The organism is Bacteroides sp. RTP21281st1_H5_RTP21281_210402, from assembly GCF_040918965.1.
GTDB classification, from domain to species: Bacteria; Bacteroidota; Bacteroidia; order Bacteroidales; family Bacteroidaceae; genus Bacteroides; species Bacteroides congonensis.
Map to the genome: position 1 here is coordinate 152292 of NZ_JBCOWR010000008.1, position 16924 is coordinate 169215.

The 16924-nt window shown below is 45.3% G+C and carries 11 protein-coding genes; 6 read left to right on the forward strand and 5 right to left on the reverse strand.

The window, feature by feature from the left end:
* Positions 1–4: 4 nt before the first annotated feature.
* On the forward strand, positions 5–1477 hold the full coding sequence (locus AB5443_RS13535; protein ID WP_368113950.1) for a pectate lyase: 1473 nt from the start codon (positions 5–7) through the stop codon (positions 1475–1477).
* A gap of 85 nt (positions 1478–1562) precedes the next feature.
* On the opposite strand, the gene AB5443_RS13540 is transcribed toward AB5443_RS13535, so the two are convergent.
* Together AB5443_RS13540 and AB5443_RS13545 are read right to left on the reverse strand one after the other, a co-directional pair.
* Complete coding sequence (locus AB5443_RS13540) at positions 1563–6125, reverse strand: two-component regulator propeller domain-containing protein (RefSeq protein WP_368113951.1); 4563 nt, start codon at positions 6123–6125, stop codon at positions 1563–1565.
* A gap of 94 nt (positions 6126–6219) precedes the next feature.
* Entirely contained in the window at positions 6220–6681 is a 462-nt protein-coding gene (locus AB5443_RS13545; RefSeq protein WP_368113953.1) for a hypothetical protein, read from the reverse strand.
* A gap of 666 nt (positions 6682–7347) precedes the next feature.
* On the opposite strand from AB5443_RS13545, the gene AB5443_RS13550 reads away from it, so the two are divergent.
* Entirely contained in the window at positions 7348–7545 is a 198-nt protein-coding gene (locus tag AB5443_RS13550; protein ID WP_195663126.1) for a hypothetical protein, read from the forward strand.
* Positions 7535–8101, forward strand: a complete 567-nt coding sequence (locus AB5443_RS13555) for a hypothetical protein (RefSeq protein ID WP_277132957.1) — start codon at positions 7535–7537, stop codon at positions 8099–8101. The genes AB5443_RS13550 and AB5443_RS13555 overlap by 11 nt, the downstream gene beginning before the upstream one ends.
* Before the next feature lie 28 nt (positions 8102–8129).
* On the opposite strand, the gene AB5443_RS13560 is transcribed toward AB5443_RS13555, so the two are convergent.
* From AB5443_RS13560 to AB5443_RS13570, 3 genes are all read right to left on the reverse strand, one after another.
* Positions 8130–9869, reverse strand: a complete 1740-nt coding sequence (locus AB5443_RS13560) for a pectinesterase family protein (RefSeq protein ID WP_368113956.1) — start codon at positions 9867–9869, stop codon at positions 8130–8132.
* A gap of 439 nt (positions 9870–10308) precedes the next feature.
* Complete coding sequence (locus AB5443_RS13565; protein WP_277132953.1) at positions 10309–11280, reverse strand: pectinesterase family protein; 972 nt, start codon at positions 11278–11280, stop codon at positions 10309–10311.
* Between the two features lie 9 nt (positions 11281–11289).
* Positions 11290–12489, reverse strand: a complete 1200-nt coding sequence (locus AB5443_RS13570) for a glycoside hydrolase family 88 protein (protein ID WP_277132951.1) — start codon at positions 12487–12489, stop codon at positions 11290–11292.
* 302 nt (positions 12490–12791) lie between these two features.
* Between AB5443_RS13570 and AB5443_RS13575 the strand changes: the two genes are divergently transcribed.
* The 3 genes from AB5443_RS13575 (at position 12792) to AB5443_RS13585 (ending at position 16906) form a co-directional block, all read left to right on the forward strand.
* Positions 12792–14198 carry a PTS galactitol transporter subunit IIC gene (locus tag AB5443_RS13575; protein WP_195662685.1) on the forward strand — a complete coding sequence of 469 codons (1407 nt, stop codon included), beginning with the start codon at positions 12792–12794 and terminating at the stop codon, positions 14196–14198.
* Positions 14199–14261: 63 nt separating this feature from the next.
* A complete protein-coding gene (kduI, locus tag AB5443_RS13580; RefSeq protein ID WP_073347651.1) occupies positions 14262–15182 on the forward strand; it encodes a 5-dehydro-4-deoxy-D-glucuronate isomerase in 921 nt (306 codons plus the stop codon).
* Positions 15183–15457: 275 nt separating this feature from the next.
* Positions 15458–16906, forward strand: a complete 1449-nt coding sequence (locus AB5443_RS13585) for an MFS transporter (protein ID WP_022139811.1) — start codon at positions 15458–15460, stop codon at positions 16904–16906.
* Positions 16907–16924: the final 18 nt, after the last annotated feature.

Sequence of the window (16924 nt, forward strand, 5' to 3'; positions counted from 1 at the left end):
CAAAATGAGTACGAATATCTTCAAGGTCTTATTTATTACCCTATTTCTATCTCCTCAGATTATAAATAGCCAGAACAACGAGCACCCTACTCCTGACCGTAGCAAAGTAGCAGCTTTCCCTGGTGCCGACGGAGCCGGAAAGTATACCACCGGCGGAGCCGGTGGCGCAGTCTACACAGTTACCTCATTGTCCGACGACGGTTCCGAAGGAACTTTCCGCTGGGCTATCGGCAAGAAAGGTCCACGTACCATCGTTTTTGCCGTAAGCGGAATCATTGAACTTCAGAAACCACTAAGGGTCAATAACGGTGATGTAACCATCGCCGGACAAACTGCTCCCGGCGACGGTATCTGCCTGAAAAATTACACATTCTCCATTCAGGCAGACAATGTGATTGTCCGCTTCATCCGTTCACGAATGGGAGTAGACATCAAGCAGAAAGGTGACGATGCCATGAACGGAACGAAAGCTCACAAGAACATCATCATTGACCATTGTTCCATGAGTTGGTGTACGGACGAATGCGCCACTTTCTACGATAACAGCAACTTCACTCTCCAATGGTGCCTTATCAGCGAAAGTCTCGCCAACTCCATCCATGAGAAAGGAGCGCACGGCTACGGTGGCATTTGGGGCGGACAACCTGCCAGTTTCCATCATAACCTGCTCGCCCATCATACCAACCGCACTCCCCGCCTTTGCGGAAGCCGCTACACCGGAAAACCGGAAAATGAGAAGGTGGAACTGTTCAATAACGTGATATACAACTACGGGAGCGACGGAGCGTATGCCGGCGAAGGGGGATCTTACAACTTTATCAACAACTACTACAAGCCCGGCCCTTTCAGCGCAACGAAAGGCTCTTTCAAACGCCTGTTCACCGCTTATGCCGACGACGGCAAGAATAACAATGAAGCAGGTGTTCACGGCGTATTCTACTTCAATGGCAATTACATGGATCCGACTTGCCCGAAACTGACGGACAAGCAAAGAGAAGCCCTTTACAAAGTAAACAGGGACAACTCTTACGGCTTGGTCATCAAAAAGGACTTCGCAACCGAAAAAGAAGTATTATCCGGGAAAGCATTTGATATAGCCGAACACACTTCCCTGCAACCGGCAAAGAAAGCCTATAAGGATGTTCTCCAGTTTGCAGGTGCTTCCTATCGCCGTGATGCCGTAGACCAACGTATCGTAGAAGAGACACGCAAAGGAACTTATACCTATGAAGGTTCGCACGGAAGTACGAACGGAATTATCGACCAGCCGTCCGATGTAGGCGGATGGCCTGAATACAAATCAGAACCGGCTTTGACAGATTCGGACGGCGATGGTATCCCTGATGAATGGGAAAAGAAACATAATCTGAATCCTAACGATCCTTCAGACGGAGCAAAATACACTTTGAGTCCGGAATATACGAATTTGGAAATGTATATGAATAGCTTGGTGAATCACTTATATCCTAAAAAATAGAATAAACAAAAAGATACTACCAAAGAGGGACAAGACTTTTACAAAGTCCGTCCCTCTTTTGATTTATAACATAATTATTATGCAATTACCTGCCCACTTTCTCCTTATATTCTGTCGGCGTCATACCCACTTGCGCCTTGAAGCATTTGCTGAAATAACGCGGGTCGTTGATTCCGACCATATATGAAATCTGCGTCATATTAAACTCTCCGGTTTCAATTAGTTGGGTGGCACGCTTAATACGGATTTCCTTGATAAACTCGATAGGCGCCAGTCCGGTTAGTGTTTTCAGTTTCTTGAAGAATACCGAACGGCTGACAGCCAGTTCACGTACCAAATCATCTACTACCAAGTCACCATTATCCATATTCTGTTCCATCAGTTCCACCAGTTTATCCATAAACTTACGGTCGTTGGGAGACATATCGGGAACAGTAGGTTGAGGCTGAGTTTGCGCTCCCTGACTCAATTCAACTGAGTTTGCTTCCCCTGATACAACCTCTGCCGATACAGGCAAATTTTCGGGGACAGCAGACATATTGATATGCATCAGACTGTCCCGATAGAAGTTCTGCAACTTCTTGCGCTGCATCAACAGGTTTTCTACACGGGCTTGCAGATACGTAGCGCTGAAAGGCTTCGTGATATAATCATCCGCACCGTACTCCAGTCCTTCCAATTTACTTTCGATAGTAGTCTTGGCGGTAAGCAGGATAATAGGTATATGGCTGGTCGTCATATCCGCACGCAGTTCCCGCGTCATCTCGATACCGTCTTTTTCGGGCATCATCACATCACTGATAATAATATCCGGCAAATACTTCAACGCCTTGCTCCAACCTTCCATTCCATCGGCAGCTTCCACCACCCTGTACATCGGAGTAAATATACTACGCAGGAACTCACGCAATTCCTGATTATCTTCAACCAGCAACATCAGCTCTTTGGAGTTATCTTCCGCCGACGTTTCTTTCTCCGAAGGCGATTCCTCAACTCCCCTACCGTCTGCTGCCACCAAAGTTTCAGACTGGAGCGACGCATTGGCTATATCCACCACCTGCCCCATCCTCGCCGGAACTTCCGCATCCTCAAGGATAAATTCCACTTCTTCGTCATAATGCTCTTTCCCTTTCAGGAAATCAACCTTGAAACAACTTCCTTCTCCCAGACGGCTATCGACGGAAATGGTAGCCTTGTGCATCTCCACAAGCTCCTTCACCAGCGAAAGCCCGATGCCCGTACTAGCCTGATTGAAAAGATTCTTATCCACCAGATTCTCAAAACGGACAAACAGCGATTTCTTCTTATTCTCGGCAATGCCGATGCCCTGATCCTGCACGCCGATAGAAACGGTATTCTCGTCTTCACGGATGAAAATCGTAATCATCTTCCCGTTCGGCGTATATTTGAAAGCATTGGAAAGCAGGTTGAACACAATCTTTTCCAGTTTATCCACGTCCACCCAAAGGTAAAGATGCTGCTTCTCCGTCTCGAACAGGAAATCAATCCGGTGCTCCTCGGCAACGGCTTCGAAGTTATCCATCACCTTGCGTACAAAAGGCACGACATCCACTCGCTGCACCTGCATCTTCATCTTCTTGTTCTGAATCTTGCGGAAGTCCAGAATCTGATTGACAAGACGAAGCATACGGTTGGTGTTCCGTTCTACCACCACCAACTGCTCACGGGCATCCGCCGGCAATTTGTCATTCTTCAGGACTTGTTCCACAGGCCCCGCTATCAGCGTAAGCGGCGTGCGGAGTTCGTGGGAAATATTGGTAAAGAAACGCAGCTTTATATCCGAAATCTGCTGTTCGACGGACACTTCATGCTTCAACCGGTAAATGGTAAACAGGATATAAACCGCCACAAGAATGATAATCAGGATAAACAGCACATAAAGCACATACGCTACCGGAGTCTCCCAGAAAGAGGGAAGGATGACAATATTCAGCGTACGCTCGTTATCTACCCACACACCGTCGCTGTTTGTAGAACGTACACGAAGCACGTACTCCCCTTTCGGAAGATTCGTATATGTCACATTACGTTGCTTGTCAGCAAACGTCCACTGTTTTTCAAATCCGTCCAGAATATAAGCGTATTGCACATTCTGCGGATTCGTATAATCGAGTGCCGCAAACTGGACTGAAAAAATATTCTCTTTGTGCGAAAGCACCAATTGCTCCGTATCATCGATATCCACCCGCAACAACGATTTATCACCGGGCACAATCTCTTCATTGGTTACCATCAATTTGGAGAATACGACAGGCGGAACATAACTGCTCTTGCGGATAGAATCTGGATTGAATATAAAAACTCCGCCACTTGCCCCGAAAAGCATGCTGCCTTTCGCCGTCAACGCGGAAGCCGCCTCACTAAACCGCACCGGAAAAGTAATGCTACGCTCATCATAACTCTCAAACCGTTCACCGGACGGAACGAACTTACAGATTCCATTCTCGGTACTCATCCACAAATTCTGCCTGTTATCCTCTCGGATAGAAAGCAGCACGTCCGAAGGAAGCCCGTCCTGCACCGAGTAAGACTTGAACGTCCCGTGGCCGTCCTCACTGATAGATACCAGTTTGTTGAGTCCGCCGCCAAAAGTAGCCAGATAAAGCTCCTTATTCTTTGTGGGGATAATCCAGTGCACATCATTGTTACTCAGGCTTTGCGTATCGTTCGGCATACGGGAGAAATGGTAGAACTGCACCTCTTCCGGCTTCTTGAAATTCTCGTCAAAGGCTACGGCTCCCGTAGTCGTCCCCACCCACAGGCGGCCGTTATTGTCGGAAGTGATAAAACGGGCCTTGTAGCAGGGGTCGATAGGATACCCTTTCAGATTGTTACGGTGATTGATAAACATGACCTTTCCGTCCTCATTCTCCGTGAGATAATTGATACCGCTGCCAAAGGTAGCCGCCCAAATCCGTCCGTTATGGTCTTCGTACACACAATATACATTGTTATCGCTCAAACTATACATATCATCCTCATGATGAAGATAGCGGGTGAGCTTGTACGACATCCCCGAAGAAGAGGTTGACTCGGCACGGACAAGTCCATCTCCTTTTGTAGCAATCCAGATAATCCCTTTCGAATCCTGAATGACAAAATAGGCTGTCCCCGTCATCGGAGTACCGGTAGTAGAGACAACGCCGCTTTCCGTCAGATACCCCTTATACGTTCTGTCAGCATCATACAAACGGAGCAGACCGTCCTTCACGCCTACCCACAGATTGCCCAGATTATCTTCACAGAGGGCACGTATTTCATTATGAAGCGATTCATATTCCTGCGGCACGGGAGTCATCATCGAAAAAGGTACATTGCGATAAGTCACCTTTTCCAAGCCTTTGGAATGGGTGCACATCCACAGATTTCCCTGTTTGTCGGAGAAAGCCGAGTGAATCTTATTGGAGAAACGCCAGTCACGGCTACCCAGTCCGTTATAAAAAGGAACCAGCCGCTTCTTCTGAGGGTCAAAATAAGAGAATCCGCCCCCATACGGATGTACCCACAGATAGCCGTTTACGTCTTCATGGATATGGAAGGCCGGACGCGAACGTTCGGGATTGCTATATTCGATAAGAATCCGCTCGCGTGTCACCACTCCGGTGGCAGGATTGAAATGAGCCACCACGCCCGGTTCTTCCTGCTCGAACCACACTTCCGAGGAGCGGTCTACATAAGCGGAAAGAATCGGCTTCGCAGGCAACTCCCTGCATGTCAGGAATGAATAATGTACCGATGCCTTCGTTCCCAGATTATAGGTAAAGAAACCGTCCGAATCCGTAGTAACGACCGACATATCCGGCGAAACCATATGAATGGAAGTGATTCGTCCTTTTGTCGGAAGTTCGAGCAACGTAAATTCTCCGCTTCCTTTCTGATACGACCAGATACGGCCATGATCCGAAGCGAAACAGATATCTTCATCACGCTCCTGTACAGCATAGAAAGCCTGGTTCATGCCGCCGAACTTTCCCTTAGTCTCCGTAAAATAAGAAACAGGCTCTTTTTCTCCGGGACGAATCATGCCGAGCCCGTTGTCTGTCAGCAGCCAGTCGTTGCCTGCATTATCCTGATGAACTTTGAAAACATGCAAGGAAGGGAATAATTCCGTTTTACTGGAATAAATATCCCATGTCAGACGATTGTTCTCGTCCGGATGGGTAAGGATACGGATCGCTCCGTCATTTTCAGTCAGCAACCACACTGTTCCGTCCGGCATCACTTCGACAGTATGTACATTGAATGCACTCCCCTCTTCTCCCGCGGCAGGCACTTGTTCAAAAGTCTCCGTTTTCGGGTCGAAACGATGTACACGGTTATCATAGGTCAACAGCCAGAGGAAACCGTAACGGTCTTCATACATACGGTCTACACGGTTGTTTGTCAGACTGATGTAATTCCCCTGACGTGCCTTGTATGTCTTGAACGTGTATCCGTTGAAACGGTTGATTCCATCCCAGGTGGCAAACCAAAGGTTATCTTTATGATCCTGCAAGATGTTCATCACCGTATTTTGTGATAATCCATCTTCAGTAGAATAATGGGTAAAAAAACAATGTTGCTGCGCATATGTCGTGAGCACGACAGCCAGCAATAGAATCACTGAAATTAAGGTTTTCTTCATCATATTTACGCGGTTCTGTGGCGTAAAGATAGAAAAATAACAGCATTCCAATACTATCTTTTATCTGCTATTTAACAGAATCAAGTCATTCCGTCATTTAATTACCTTGTTTGAACAAGAAGCGTCTTCTCCATAACTGTACCATCCAATTGGTTATTCGGGAAGCCAAAGATTCGTCCAAGCTTGATATAACGGCTCTTTCGATTTCATGAACCCGTTCCAATTCCATGTCAAGCACTTCCGAGATCTTCTCTAATTCGGTTATTTTCCTTTGTAGATGGTCTATTTTCATCTTCTGCACTTTTATGGCTTCACGATACATATCGTTCATTGTAGTCTGATTATAACAAAACATTTCCAAATCATCCAGATAATCTACCGAAATCCGACATGTCTTTCGCCAGACCAAGTATTCTTCAAGTATCTTACCATTTACCCAAACTTCGTCCTCTCTTTTACGAGTTCCTTCAAATTTCTCCAATTCTACCCACAGACGAATGGTTTCTTTCTTAACTCCATACTTTTGGGCAGCCGCTTCCAAACTAATCATTTCTGACATAGTGTTTGTTTTTAAGTGTTTAACAATAAGGAGTAAATAACAGTATATTGAATGATAAAAGAAGCATTCATGCTTTCAGATTCCCAATCGGCGGGCTATGGTGGTAGGGTCATTCCACGGGAAACGAAAGACCGACCGGATATAAGAAAGGCATGAATGCTGTTGTATCATATATCCGAATCCTAGGCTAGCTACACCCTTCGCAAGATAATGATAACAACAGACACCCACGCCAATCGTTTATATATAACACATCTCTTACGAATATGTTGATATACATCCGCTCACGTGGAGTATCTGTCGTATCATCTCTCTGCTATAAAATTGGCTATTTTCAGGATTCGAGAGATAATACGTCTTTACTCCGTTTAGAAATAAAAACCGCTTTCTGCCTATTCCATCTCGCTGATGGGCAGAAAACGTACGACAAAGATAGACATATTTTTTTAATACAAGAATAATACAGAGTAGAAATATGGGAATAGATATAAGAAGTTTTGTATTAGTCTGACTAAGCATTCATTCAAAGTTAGTTCAATATGCGTTTATTATAGTAGTATACTTAATAAAGTCTAAAAACAAGTTGCTTGATATTACATTTAACAGTCCGTTGACTGATTGAATGTACAAATGTCAGTACCTTTGTATTACTAAATAAATATAGTTATGATACATACTGTACCTAATCCTAAAATGACCGTTCACGAAGTTGAAAAGTTTCGTGAGAATTTTCGTAAGTGTGTATCCGGCAAACTCACACTTAAAGAGAAAAAAGCAATAGAAGCTAGAACGCAACGAATAAATCGTGTTGCCAAAAGAATAATTGCTAATAACGGTGGTAAAAACCCGATCCTTGGATATTGACATTTCCATAAATAAACTAACTGGAGAGGACATGAATAATGTTCTCTCTTTTTCATGTGGCTGTGAAGAACTAGATCATTTCTTTCATGAAGAGATATATCTATGCACTAAACATCACTATATTTCTGCTTACTGCGCTAAAGATATTCGAACGAATGAAATTGTAGCAATATTCACTTTATCCAATGATTCGGTTGTTATAGATAATGTTGAAGACAGGGATGATTTCGTAGAAATGTCCAAAAGCAGAATTGATAATGAGTACATTCCTACATTTGAAAAACAAACCTCATTTCCTGCCATCAATATAGGACATTTAGGTGTGCGTACAAATATCCAAAGCAAAGGTGTAGGAGAGCAAATATTAGATTTTGTCCTATATACCTTCTCAAATTACAATATATCAGGTTGTCAATTTATAACCGTTGATTCTTTGAATAATAAACGGACGAACAAGTTTTATGTCAGAAATGGATTTGCAAATCAGACTAACAGTGACAGTTACAATTCAACAAGACGTATGTATCTGCCTATACAATTATTCCAACCTGAATAAACATCTTAAAAACAGACTCGTGTCACAGTCAACGTCTTACATCCAACAATTTATTCCCCTCTTCTACCGGATTCCAACCATCATCCCCTGCCAGAACTGTTTTCATCTCATATCCTTTCAGATTCTTCAACTGACGGGAGAAAGCGGCACGCGCTTTGGGATTGGCTCCTTCGCCACGGCTTTCGTATTCGGCGTAAAAGGCAGTTTTCTCGTTTTCCTTTTTTCCCCAGTTGTTCCATCCTTCGGGAAGAATATGTCTGCCCAGTTCGCAACGGATAAATACGGCTTGCGCATATGGACGCCAGGGACGGGACAGATATACTTTCGTGGCTTCCGGTTCAGCGGTGAGCTTGCAGTCGTAAAAGACATAGCCGTATTTTTTTCCTTTGTCGGTAGAAGGGGCGGTCACATAGCCGTCACGCTTGCTATGGATATGGCAGCGGTTGAAGACAGCGGTAGACCAGCCGAAAATAAAATCAACGGTTCCTTCGATGTAGCAGTCTTCGTAATATTGGCGGCTCTGTTTGCTGTAAGTGTAGAGGGTGTCTTGGAAACCTAAGAAGCGGCAGTTCTTGAAGAATGCACGGTCGGCAGAAACGAAGCAGGCGACGGCTTGTCCTACGGGGCCGGACGAGTTCTCGAATGTGATATTCTCCGCATAGAAGTCCGGAGCGTAGATATAGCAACTGGATGAACCGGAAGTTCCCATGTTTTCGCCGAATACATTTTTCTTACTGGCGAAATCATCATTAGTCAGCACTGCACCGTCTTCTCCAATCAAGGAGATATTAATCTTGCTTTCAGGGATGATTATCTTTTCTTTGTAAGTGCCTTTGCGGACAAGAATCGTGGTACGGATATTTTTACGGAAGTCGGGGACGGCATTGATTGCTTCCTGTACGGTGAAGAAATCACCGCTACCGTCTTGCGCCACTACATAATCGTAATGACGGATATATTTTGCCAGTTCGGGGATTTCCCTGCCGATAGCATCAACAGCCAGGCCTGCGATGGTTCGTGCTCCGTAGACATTCAAGTGGGTATTGTCTTCACGGCCTTTCGGAAAAGCGGGAACCTGATTGGGTTCGACGAACATGAAGAGTTTCTTTGATTCTACCGGCCCGAGCCCTTCCACCAGGTCATGCGTTATTTTATTCATATCAATAAATACGACTCCAAGCTCCTTTGCCACATTGCGCGGAGAATCCAGATAAGCTCCATGAGTGTCGAACAAGACCGTCCCTTCTTTGGGTTGCTCTTTTTCCCCGGGTGTGCGGCGGACATCTTTAGCGATGGAAGCATCTTGCGGTTGAACGAAATTACGACGGACGATGGAATTGAACAATACAGGGATGCCGCCTTTGGCGCGGGTTTCGTTTACATAGCGGCGGAGATTGTCGTCGAAAGTGGTTCCCGGCTCGGTGTGGCGGGTGGAATCCGCCTTTTCATCGTTGTGTCCGAACTGGATAAAGACATAGTCGCCTTTCTTCAATTTGGAGATGACTTTTGCCCAACGTCCTTCGGAAATAAAGCTTTTGGAACTGCGTCCGTTGGCGGCATGGTTATCTATCTTTATGTCTTCGGAGAAAAATCCGGGAAGTACCATTCCCCAACCGCGTTCAGGATTTCCACCATCCAATTTCTTGTTGGCCATAGTCGAATCCCCTATCATAAAGATAGTTACGGCAGGTTTGTCCGCACGAAATGCAGAGCAAAAGATAAAGGCAACCGCCAACAACAGTACTAATTTACTTCTATTTTCTTTCATTTTCTCTATACTACTCCCTATAATAAAAAATCATTTTTCTCTTTCACCTATCACCGGCATCCTTCAAACGCCCTATTCATCGAGGTTTCAAGCGGTGATAGGTTGTTTTTCAACCTATCACCCAACCTATCACCTATCACCGCTTCCCGACCTTCTTTATTTCTTCATTTCTTTATTTTTTCATTCTCAAACGCTACCGGAAGTAACATTTCTCCCGTTTCCAAGTTTGCTTATCCTTAACAGAAGAAAGTGTTCTCTGCTTGAAACACTTTGTTTCAAGCAGAGAAACTAAAGTTTCAAGCCTATGAAACTCCGGTTTCAAGTAATGGAAACAACAGTTTCAAGCAATAGAAACAAAAGTTCCAAGTAACGTTACTGATGGTTCAAGGCAGGAAACAACTATTTCGCACCGTAGAACCTGTCAAAAGCGCTAATGTTTCTACTTATAAGGATACCAGTTGCTACTTTCCTTAAAGATATTCTCCGGTGTGTACCTCAATGCTTCCTTTTTTGTGAGCTGTTTCCCCCATGTGACACGCCCGGAAGTCTCTGCGCCGTCACCTGTATTTCCAAATTCGGCATAACGGGCTGTCTTTTCATTCGCCGGATTCTTCCAGTTATGCCATCCTTCGGGGCGGATATGGTTGCCAAACTCACAGTTAATGAACACCGTAGCGGCGTAAGGACGCCAGGGACGACCTAAATATACCTTTTTCACTCCCGGAGCAGCAGTCAGTTTGCAGTTCTTAAAGACATAGCCGAATTCTTCATTTTGAGGAGTTGAAGCGGCAGTGATGTACGAATCACGCTTGCTGTGCAGTTCGCAATATTCAAAAAGTGCGGTAGAAGGGCCGAAAATAAAGTCGGTAGTACCTTCTATATAGCAGTTGGTAAATAAAAGGCGGGCGCCTTCCGCACCTGTATAGATAGTATCCTGATTGCCGAGGAAGCGGCAGTTTACAAACATCAGGCGGTCACCTTCGGTGTGAAGGGCTACTGCCTGTCCCAAAGGAGCGGCATTGTTCTCAATCGTCAGGTCTTTGAAAGTGATGTCATTGCCTTCCACCTTGACGGTATAGGTGCGGAATGTTCCCATTTTGTTGATATTGGCATGGTCATCGTACGTGATAATCGTCTTTTCTGCATCTTCGCCTACCAACTGTACGTTCTTCACCCAAGAGGGAATCACCAGTTTTTCCTTGTACGTACCGTTCTTTATATAGATAGTCACCGTGTAGTCCATAAAAGCGCGGACAGCTTCCACTGCTTCCTGAATATTGCGGTAATCTCCTGTCCCGTCACGTGTGACGACTAACGTGTCTTTGCGTTGCTGTTGTTGCGAAAAGACCGATGTTCCTGCTGCACTCAACAGGAGAAACATCATCATTCCTTTAAAAATAGTCCTTTTCATCGGTAGAAATTACTTTTGTAAGCGTTCGTATTCCAAGCTCGCCATGATAAAAGGCCCTACTGCTTTGGGGTCATTATTACGAATCGTTTCATTGATATAATAATCATAATCACCCGAACGGTAAACCTTTCCACCCAGTCCGGCTACGGCACAGGCTTTGGTGATGGTAACCAATCCGTCTTTATCCACTTCGATAAAATTCTCCAGGAAACCTTTGTACCCTTTCAATGCCACATCGAGATACGATTTATCAATATATCCCAGGCGCACTGCCTTGAATAAGGAATAAATAAACATGGCGGAACAGGATGATTCGAGATAATTACCTTTTTCGCCACTCTTGTCGAGCACCTGATACCATCCGCCCGTCTTCGGGTCTTGCAGTTTCTTCACTTGAACGGCAATATTATCCAGGATAGCGAGCAGTGAATCTCTTCCGGCTTCATGCTTCGGGATAAATTCCAGTGCGTCTACCAAAGCCATGGCATACCATCCCATAGCACGTCCCCAACTGTGTTTGGACTGTCCGGTCACCGGGTCTGCCCAGCGTTCGGTGCGGCTTACATCGGCAGCGTGACGGTAAAGACCGTTTTTGGGGTCGTATGTATGACGGGCACAAGTGACAAACTGATTGATAACATCCGCATAGTCCTGCGGAAGATTGTTGCGGAACGCATATTCCGCATAGAAAGGAGCACCCATATAAAGTCCGTCCAGCCACATCTGATGGGGATAAATCTTCTTGTGCCAGAAACCGCCGTCCTCATTGCGGGGCTGTCCTTCAAACTGGCTGTAAAGCAAATCAAGGGCTTTCTTATATTTAGGATTCTTCGTCTGTTCGTAGATACGGAAAAGAATCTTTCCCGAGTTGATGCGGTCGAGACTGTAATCGGTTAATTTATAAGCGGTAATCGAACCATCTTCATGTACCATCGTATCTGCGTACGCGATGGCATAATCGCGAATTTTCTTGTCGCCATACGTGTCATAAACGTCGAGCATGGCTCCCAATTCGAGTCCGTGGCAATAATCCCACTTCAACTTCGGTTGGAAATCGAGCTGCCAGGATTCAGGATAGCGTATCATCTCCGATTCAGTCATCCGTATAGACCAGGGGAGCTTGCTGTCCACCTGCTGTGAGGATGCCGGAAGGGCGATTATGACCAGTAGAGCCAATATAAAAAATTTAGAAAAGAGGGTTCGTCTCATGGTTTGTTATTTTAAGGATTAAACATACGAGTCTTTCACGGTACGAAAGTAGTGCTTTTCCTCCAAAGCCGGTTGGATTTTTTAATCTAGTAGGTGCATTTTTTGTTTTTCGTGCACGGAAACGACTAATTTTGTGCACGCAAACGTCAAAAATGTCCATTTTTGATGCAATATCTGATAAATTAATACTTTCGTCTTGGAAGAAAGCGGAAAAGGTCGTACTTTTGGCACGGTTTACAACTAATACCCTCTGGGGGAAACACAGTAATTTATCATTTAAAACAGAGAAAAAATAGAACAGAATGGAAGAAGTATTCAAGTACATTATCGGTCTCGGGGCGGCAGTGATGATGCCGGTCATTTTCACAATTTTAGGAGTATGTATCGGAATTAAATTTGCTAAAGCGCTGAAAAGCGGTTTATTAGTAGGTGTCGGTTTCGTCGGATTGTCGGTAGTGACAGCGTTGCTTACCAGCAGCCTGGGCCCTGCACTAAGTAAAATGGTAGAAATCTACGGATTGGAACTGGGTATTTTCGACATGGGTTGGCCGTCTGCGGCAGCAGTAGCCTACAATACTTCGGTCGGTGCTTTCATTATCCCGGTTTGCCTAGGTGTCAACATCCTTATGTTGGTTACCAAGACAACACGTACTGTCAATATCGACCTTTGGAACTATTGGCACTTCGCATTTATCGGAGCCATCGTTTATTTTGCTTCCGACAATATCTATTGGGGATTCTTCGCTGCCATCATCTGCTACATCATTACGCTGGTAATGGCTGATATGACTGCTCCCGCTTTCCAGAAGTTCTATGATAAAATGGACGGTATCTCTATTCCCCAACCGTTCTGCCAAAGTTTTGTTCCGTTCGCTATTGTTATCAACAAACTGCTCGATATGATTCCGGGATTCGACAAACTGAATATCGACTCGGAAGGTATGAAGAAGAAATTCGGTCTGATGGGAGAGCCGTTGTTCCTGGGTATCGTGATTGGTTGCGCTATCGGGGCATTGGGCTGCGGAAGCTGGAAAGAAGTGGTAGACAGTATTCCGGGCATTCTCGGACTGGGTATCAAGATGGGTGCGGTAATGGAATTGATTCCCCGTATCACGAGTCTTTTCATCGAAGGCTTGAAACCTATTTCTGATGCTACCCGCGAACTTATCGCCAAAAAATATAAGAGTAACACAGGTTTGAGCATTGGTATGAGCCCCGCACTGGTAATCGGTCATCCGACTACGCTGGTGGTTTCACTGCTTCTGATTCCTGTCACTATTTTCCTCGCAGTTATCCTTCCGGGCAACCGTTTCTTACCGCTGGCTTCTCTGGCAGGTATGTTCTACTTGTTCCCGATGATTCTGCCTATTACAAAAGGTAACGTGGTGAAATCATTCATTATCGGCCTGGTAGCATTAATCGTAGGTCTGTATTTCGTGACAGAACTTGCCGGATTCTTCACACTAGCTGCCAAAGACGTATATGCCGCTACGGGCGACCCGACGGTGAATATTCCTGCGGGCTTTGAAGGCGGCGCGCTCGACTTTGCTTCCAGTCTTTTCTGCTGGGGTATTTTCCACCTGACTTACAGCCTGAAGATTATCGGCCCTGCCATCCTCGTAGTTCTCGCGCTCGGAATGGCTATCTACAACCGTATCCGCATGACTAGAAATGATGCCAAGGCTGCATTGAACAGTAATAAGGAATAAGTAGAAAACTCGTAACTGACAATAAGTAGTATATAATATATAATCCAAATAAAAATTCGAAAGATGAAAAAATTAGCAATTGCAATGATGTTGGGTATCGCAGCTATGTCTGCTTCTGCCCAGGTGAATTACAAGATGCAAGTGGCTTGCAGTCCGCAAGACGTGAAAACGTATGATACAAACCGCCTGCGTAGTAGCTTCCTGATGGAAAAAGTAATGGTTCCGAACGAAATCAACCTTACTTATTCTATGTACGACCGCCTGATCTTCGGTGGTGCTGTTCCTGCAACGAAGGAACTGGTACTGGAAACTATCGACCCGCTGAAAGCTAAATTCTTCCTGGAACGTCGCGAACTGGGTGTTATCAACATTGGTGGCGAAGGTATCGTAACTGTTGACGGCAAAGAATACACATTGAAATTCAAAGATGCACTGTACGTAGGTAGAGGCAAGCAGAAAGTGACTTTCAAGAGCAAAGATTCAAGCAATCCTGCCAAGTTCTATATCAACTCGGCTACTGCCCACAAGGAATACAAGACTCAGTTGATTACTATCGACGGACGCAAGGGTTCTCTGAAAGCTAACTCTTTCGCTGCCGGAAAGATGGAAGAAAGCAACGACCGCGTTATCAACCAGTTGATTGTGAACAACGTACTTGAAGAAGGCCCTTGCCAACTGCAAATGGGATTGACAGAACTGAAACCGGGTAGCGTATGGAACACAATGCCGGCTCATACTCACAGCCGTCGTGTGGAAGCTTACTTCTACTTCAACGTGCCTGCCGACAACGCTATCTGCCACTTCATGGGTGAACCGCAGGAAGAACGCATCGTATGGATGCAGAACGAACAGGCTATCATGTCACCGGAATGGTCTATCCACGCTGCTGCCGGAACAAGCAACTATATGTTCATCTGGGGTATGGCTGGTGAAAACCTCGACTACGGAGATATGGACAAGCTCAAATATACAGAAATGCGCTAATCGTTGCGCGGCTCTGCATTACATATATAAAATCCGAGAAACTTCATCCTTTCCCCCACCGGGAGAAGGGATGAAGTTTTCCGGGTTTTATATACTTCAACCTCTCCCCCCGACGTTACAGACTAGACGTGTTATGAAACAATAAATATACTCTTTGAAACAAATAGCATATAAATGTAACGAATAATACATGAATTCGACCAAATTTTACAAATAAAATCCAGTCGAAATCCCGACCTTTGTCAACGAATCAAAATCTATTTAAATCCATTATCATGAATGCATTTCAAAAAACAGGCGAGAAAATGACAAACTACAGATGGACTATCTGTGCTATGCTATTCTTTGCTACTACAGTTAATTACCTCGACCGCCAGGTGCTTTCCCTTACCTGGGACGAGTTTATCAAACCGGAATTTCACTGGAACGAAGTTCACTACGGTACAATTACTTCCGTATTTTCTATTGTATATGCAATATGTATGTTGTTCGCCGGCCGCTTTATCGACTGGATGGGCACAAAGAAGGGGTATCTCTGGGCAATCGGCGTATGGTCGGCAGGTGCTTGTATGCACGCTCTTTGCGGTATCGTGACCGAACAGTATGTAGGTATGCACAGTGCGGCCGAACTGATGGCTGCTACAGGTGACGTAGTGGTGGTACTGGCTACCGTAAGTATGTACTGTTTCCTTGCCGCACGTTGTATCCTGGCTCTCGGTGAAGCGGGTAACTTCCCGGCTGCTATCAAAGTAACGGCAGAATACTTCCCCAAGAAAGACCGTGCCTACGCTACTTCTATCTTCAACGCCGGTGCTTCTATCGGTGCCTTGATTGCTCCGGTTTCTATCCCGCTGATTGCGAAAGCATGGGGATGGGAAATGGCATTTATCGTTATCGGTGCCCTCGGTTTCGTTTGGATGGGTATGTGGATATTCATGTACGATGCTCCGTCAAAGAGCAAGCACGTCAACAAAGCCGAATTGGATTATATCGAACAAGATAAATATGAAGAAGGCGCTGCTCCGGTAGTTGTTGAAGAGAAGGATGAGAAGAAGATGAGCTTCCTTCAGTGCTTCACTTATAAGCAGACATGGGCTTTTGCCGCCGGTAAGTTTATGACGGACGGTGTGTGGTGGTTCTTCCTGTTCTGGACTCCGTCTTACCTGAATACCCAATTTGATATCAAAACTTCCGACGGATTGGGTATGGCATTGATTTTCACGCTGTATGCTGTGACGATGCTGTCTATCTATGGTGGTAAACTTCCGACTATCTTTATCAATAAGACGGGTATGAATCCGTATGCCGCACGTATGAAGGCGATGTTGATTTTCGCGTTCTTCCCGTTGGTGGTGCTCTTGGCACAGCCGTTGGGTACGTTCTCTCCGTGGTTCCCTGTTATCCTGATCGGTATCGGTGGCGCTGCCCACCAGTCATGGTCGGCCAATATCTTCTCTACCGTAGGTGATATGTTCCCGAAAACAGCGATTGCAAGTATTACAGGTATCGGTGGTATGGCCGGTGGTGTAGGTTCAATGTTGATGCAGTTTGGCGCAGGTCTTCTGTTTGTTCACGCTGACGAAACGCATATGACGTTCATGGGATTTGAAGGCAAGCCTGCTGGATATTTCATCATGTTCTGTATCTGTGCCGTGGCTTACCTGATTGGTTGGGTTATCATGAAAGCATTGGTACCGAAGTACAGACCTATCGTACTGGATTAATCAATCCTGAACTATAAT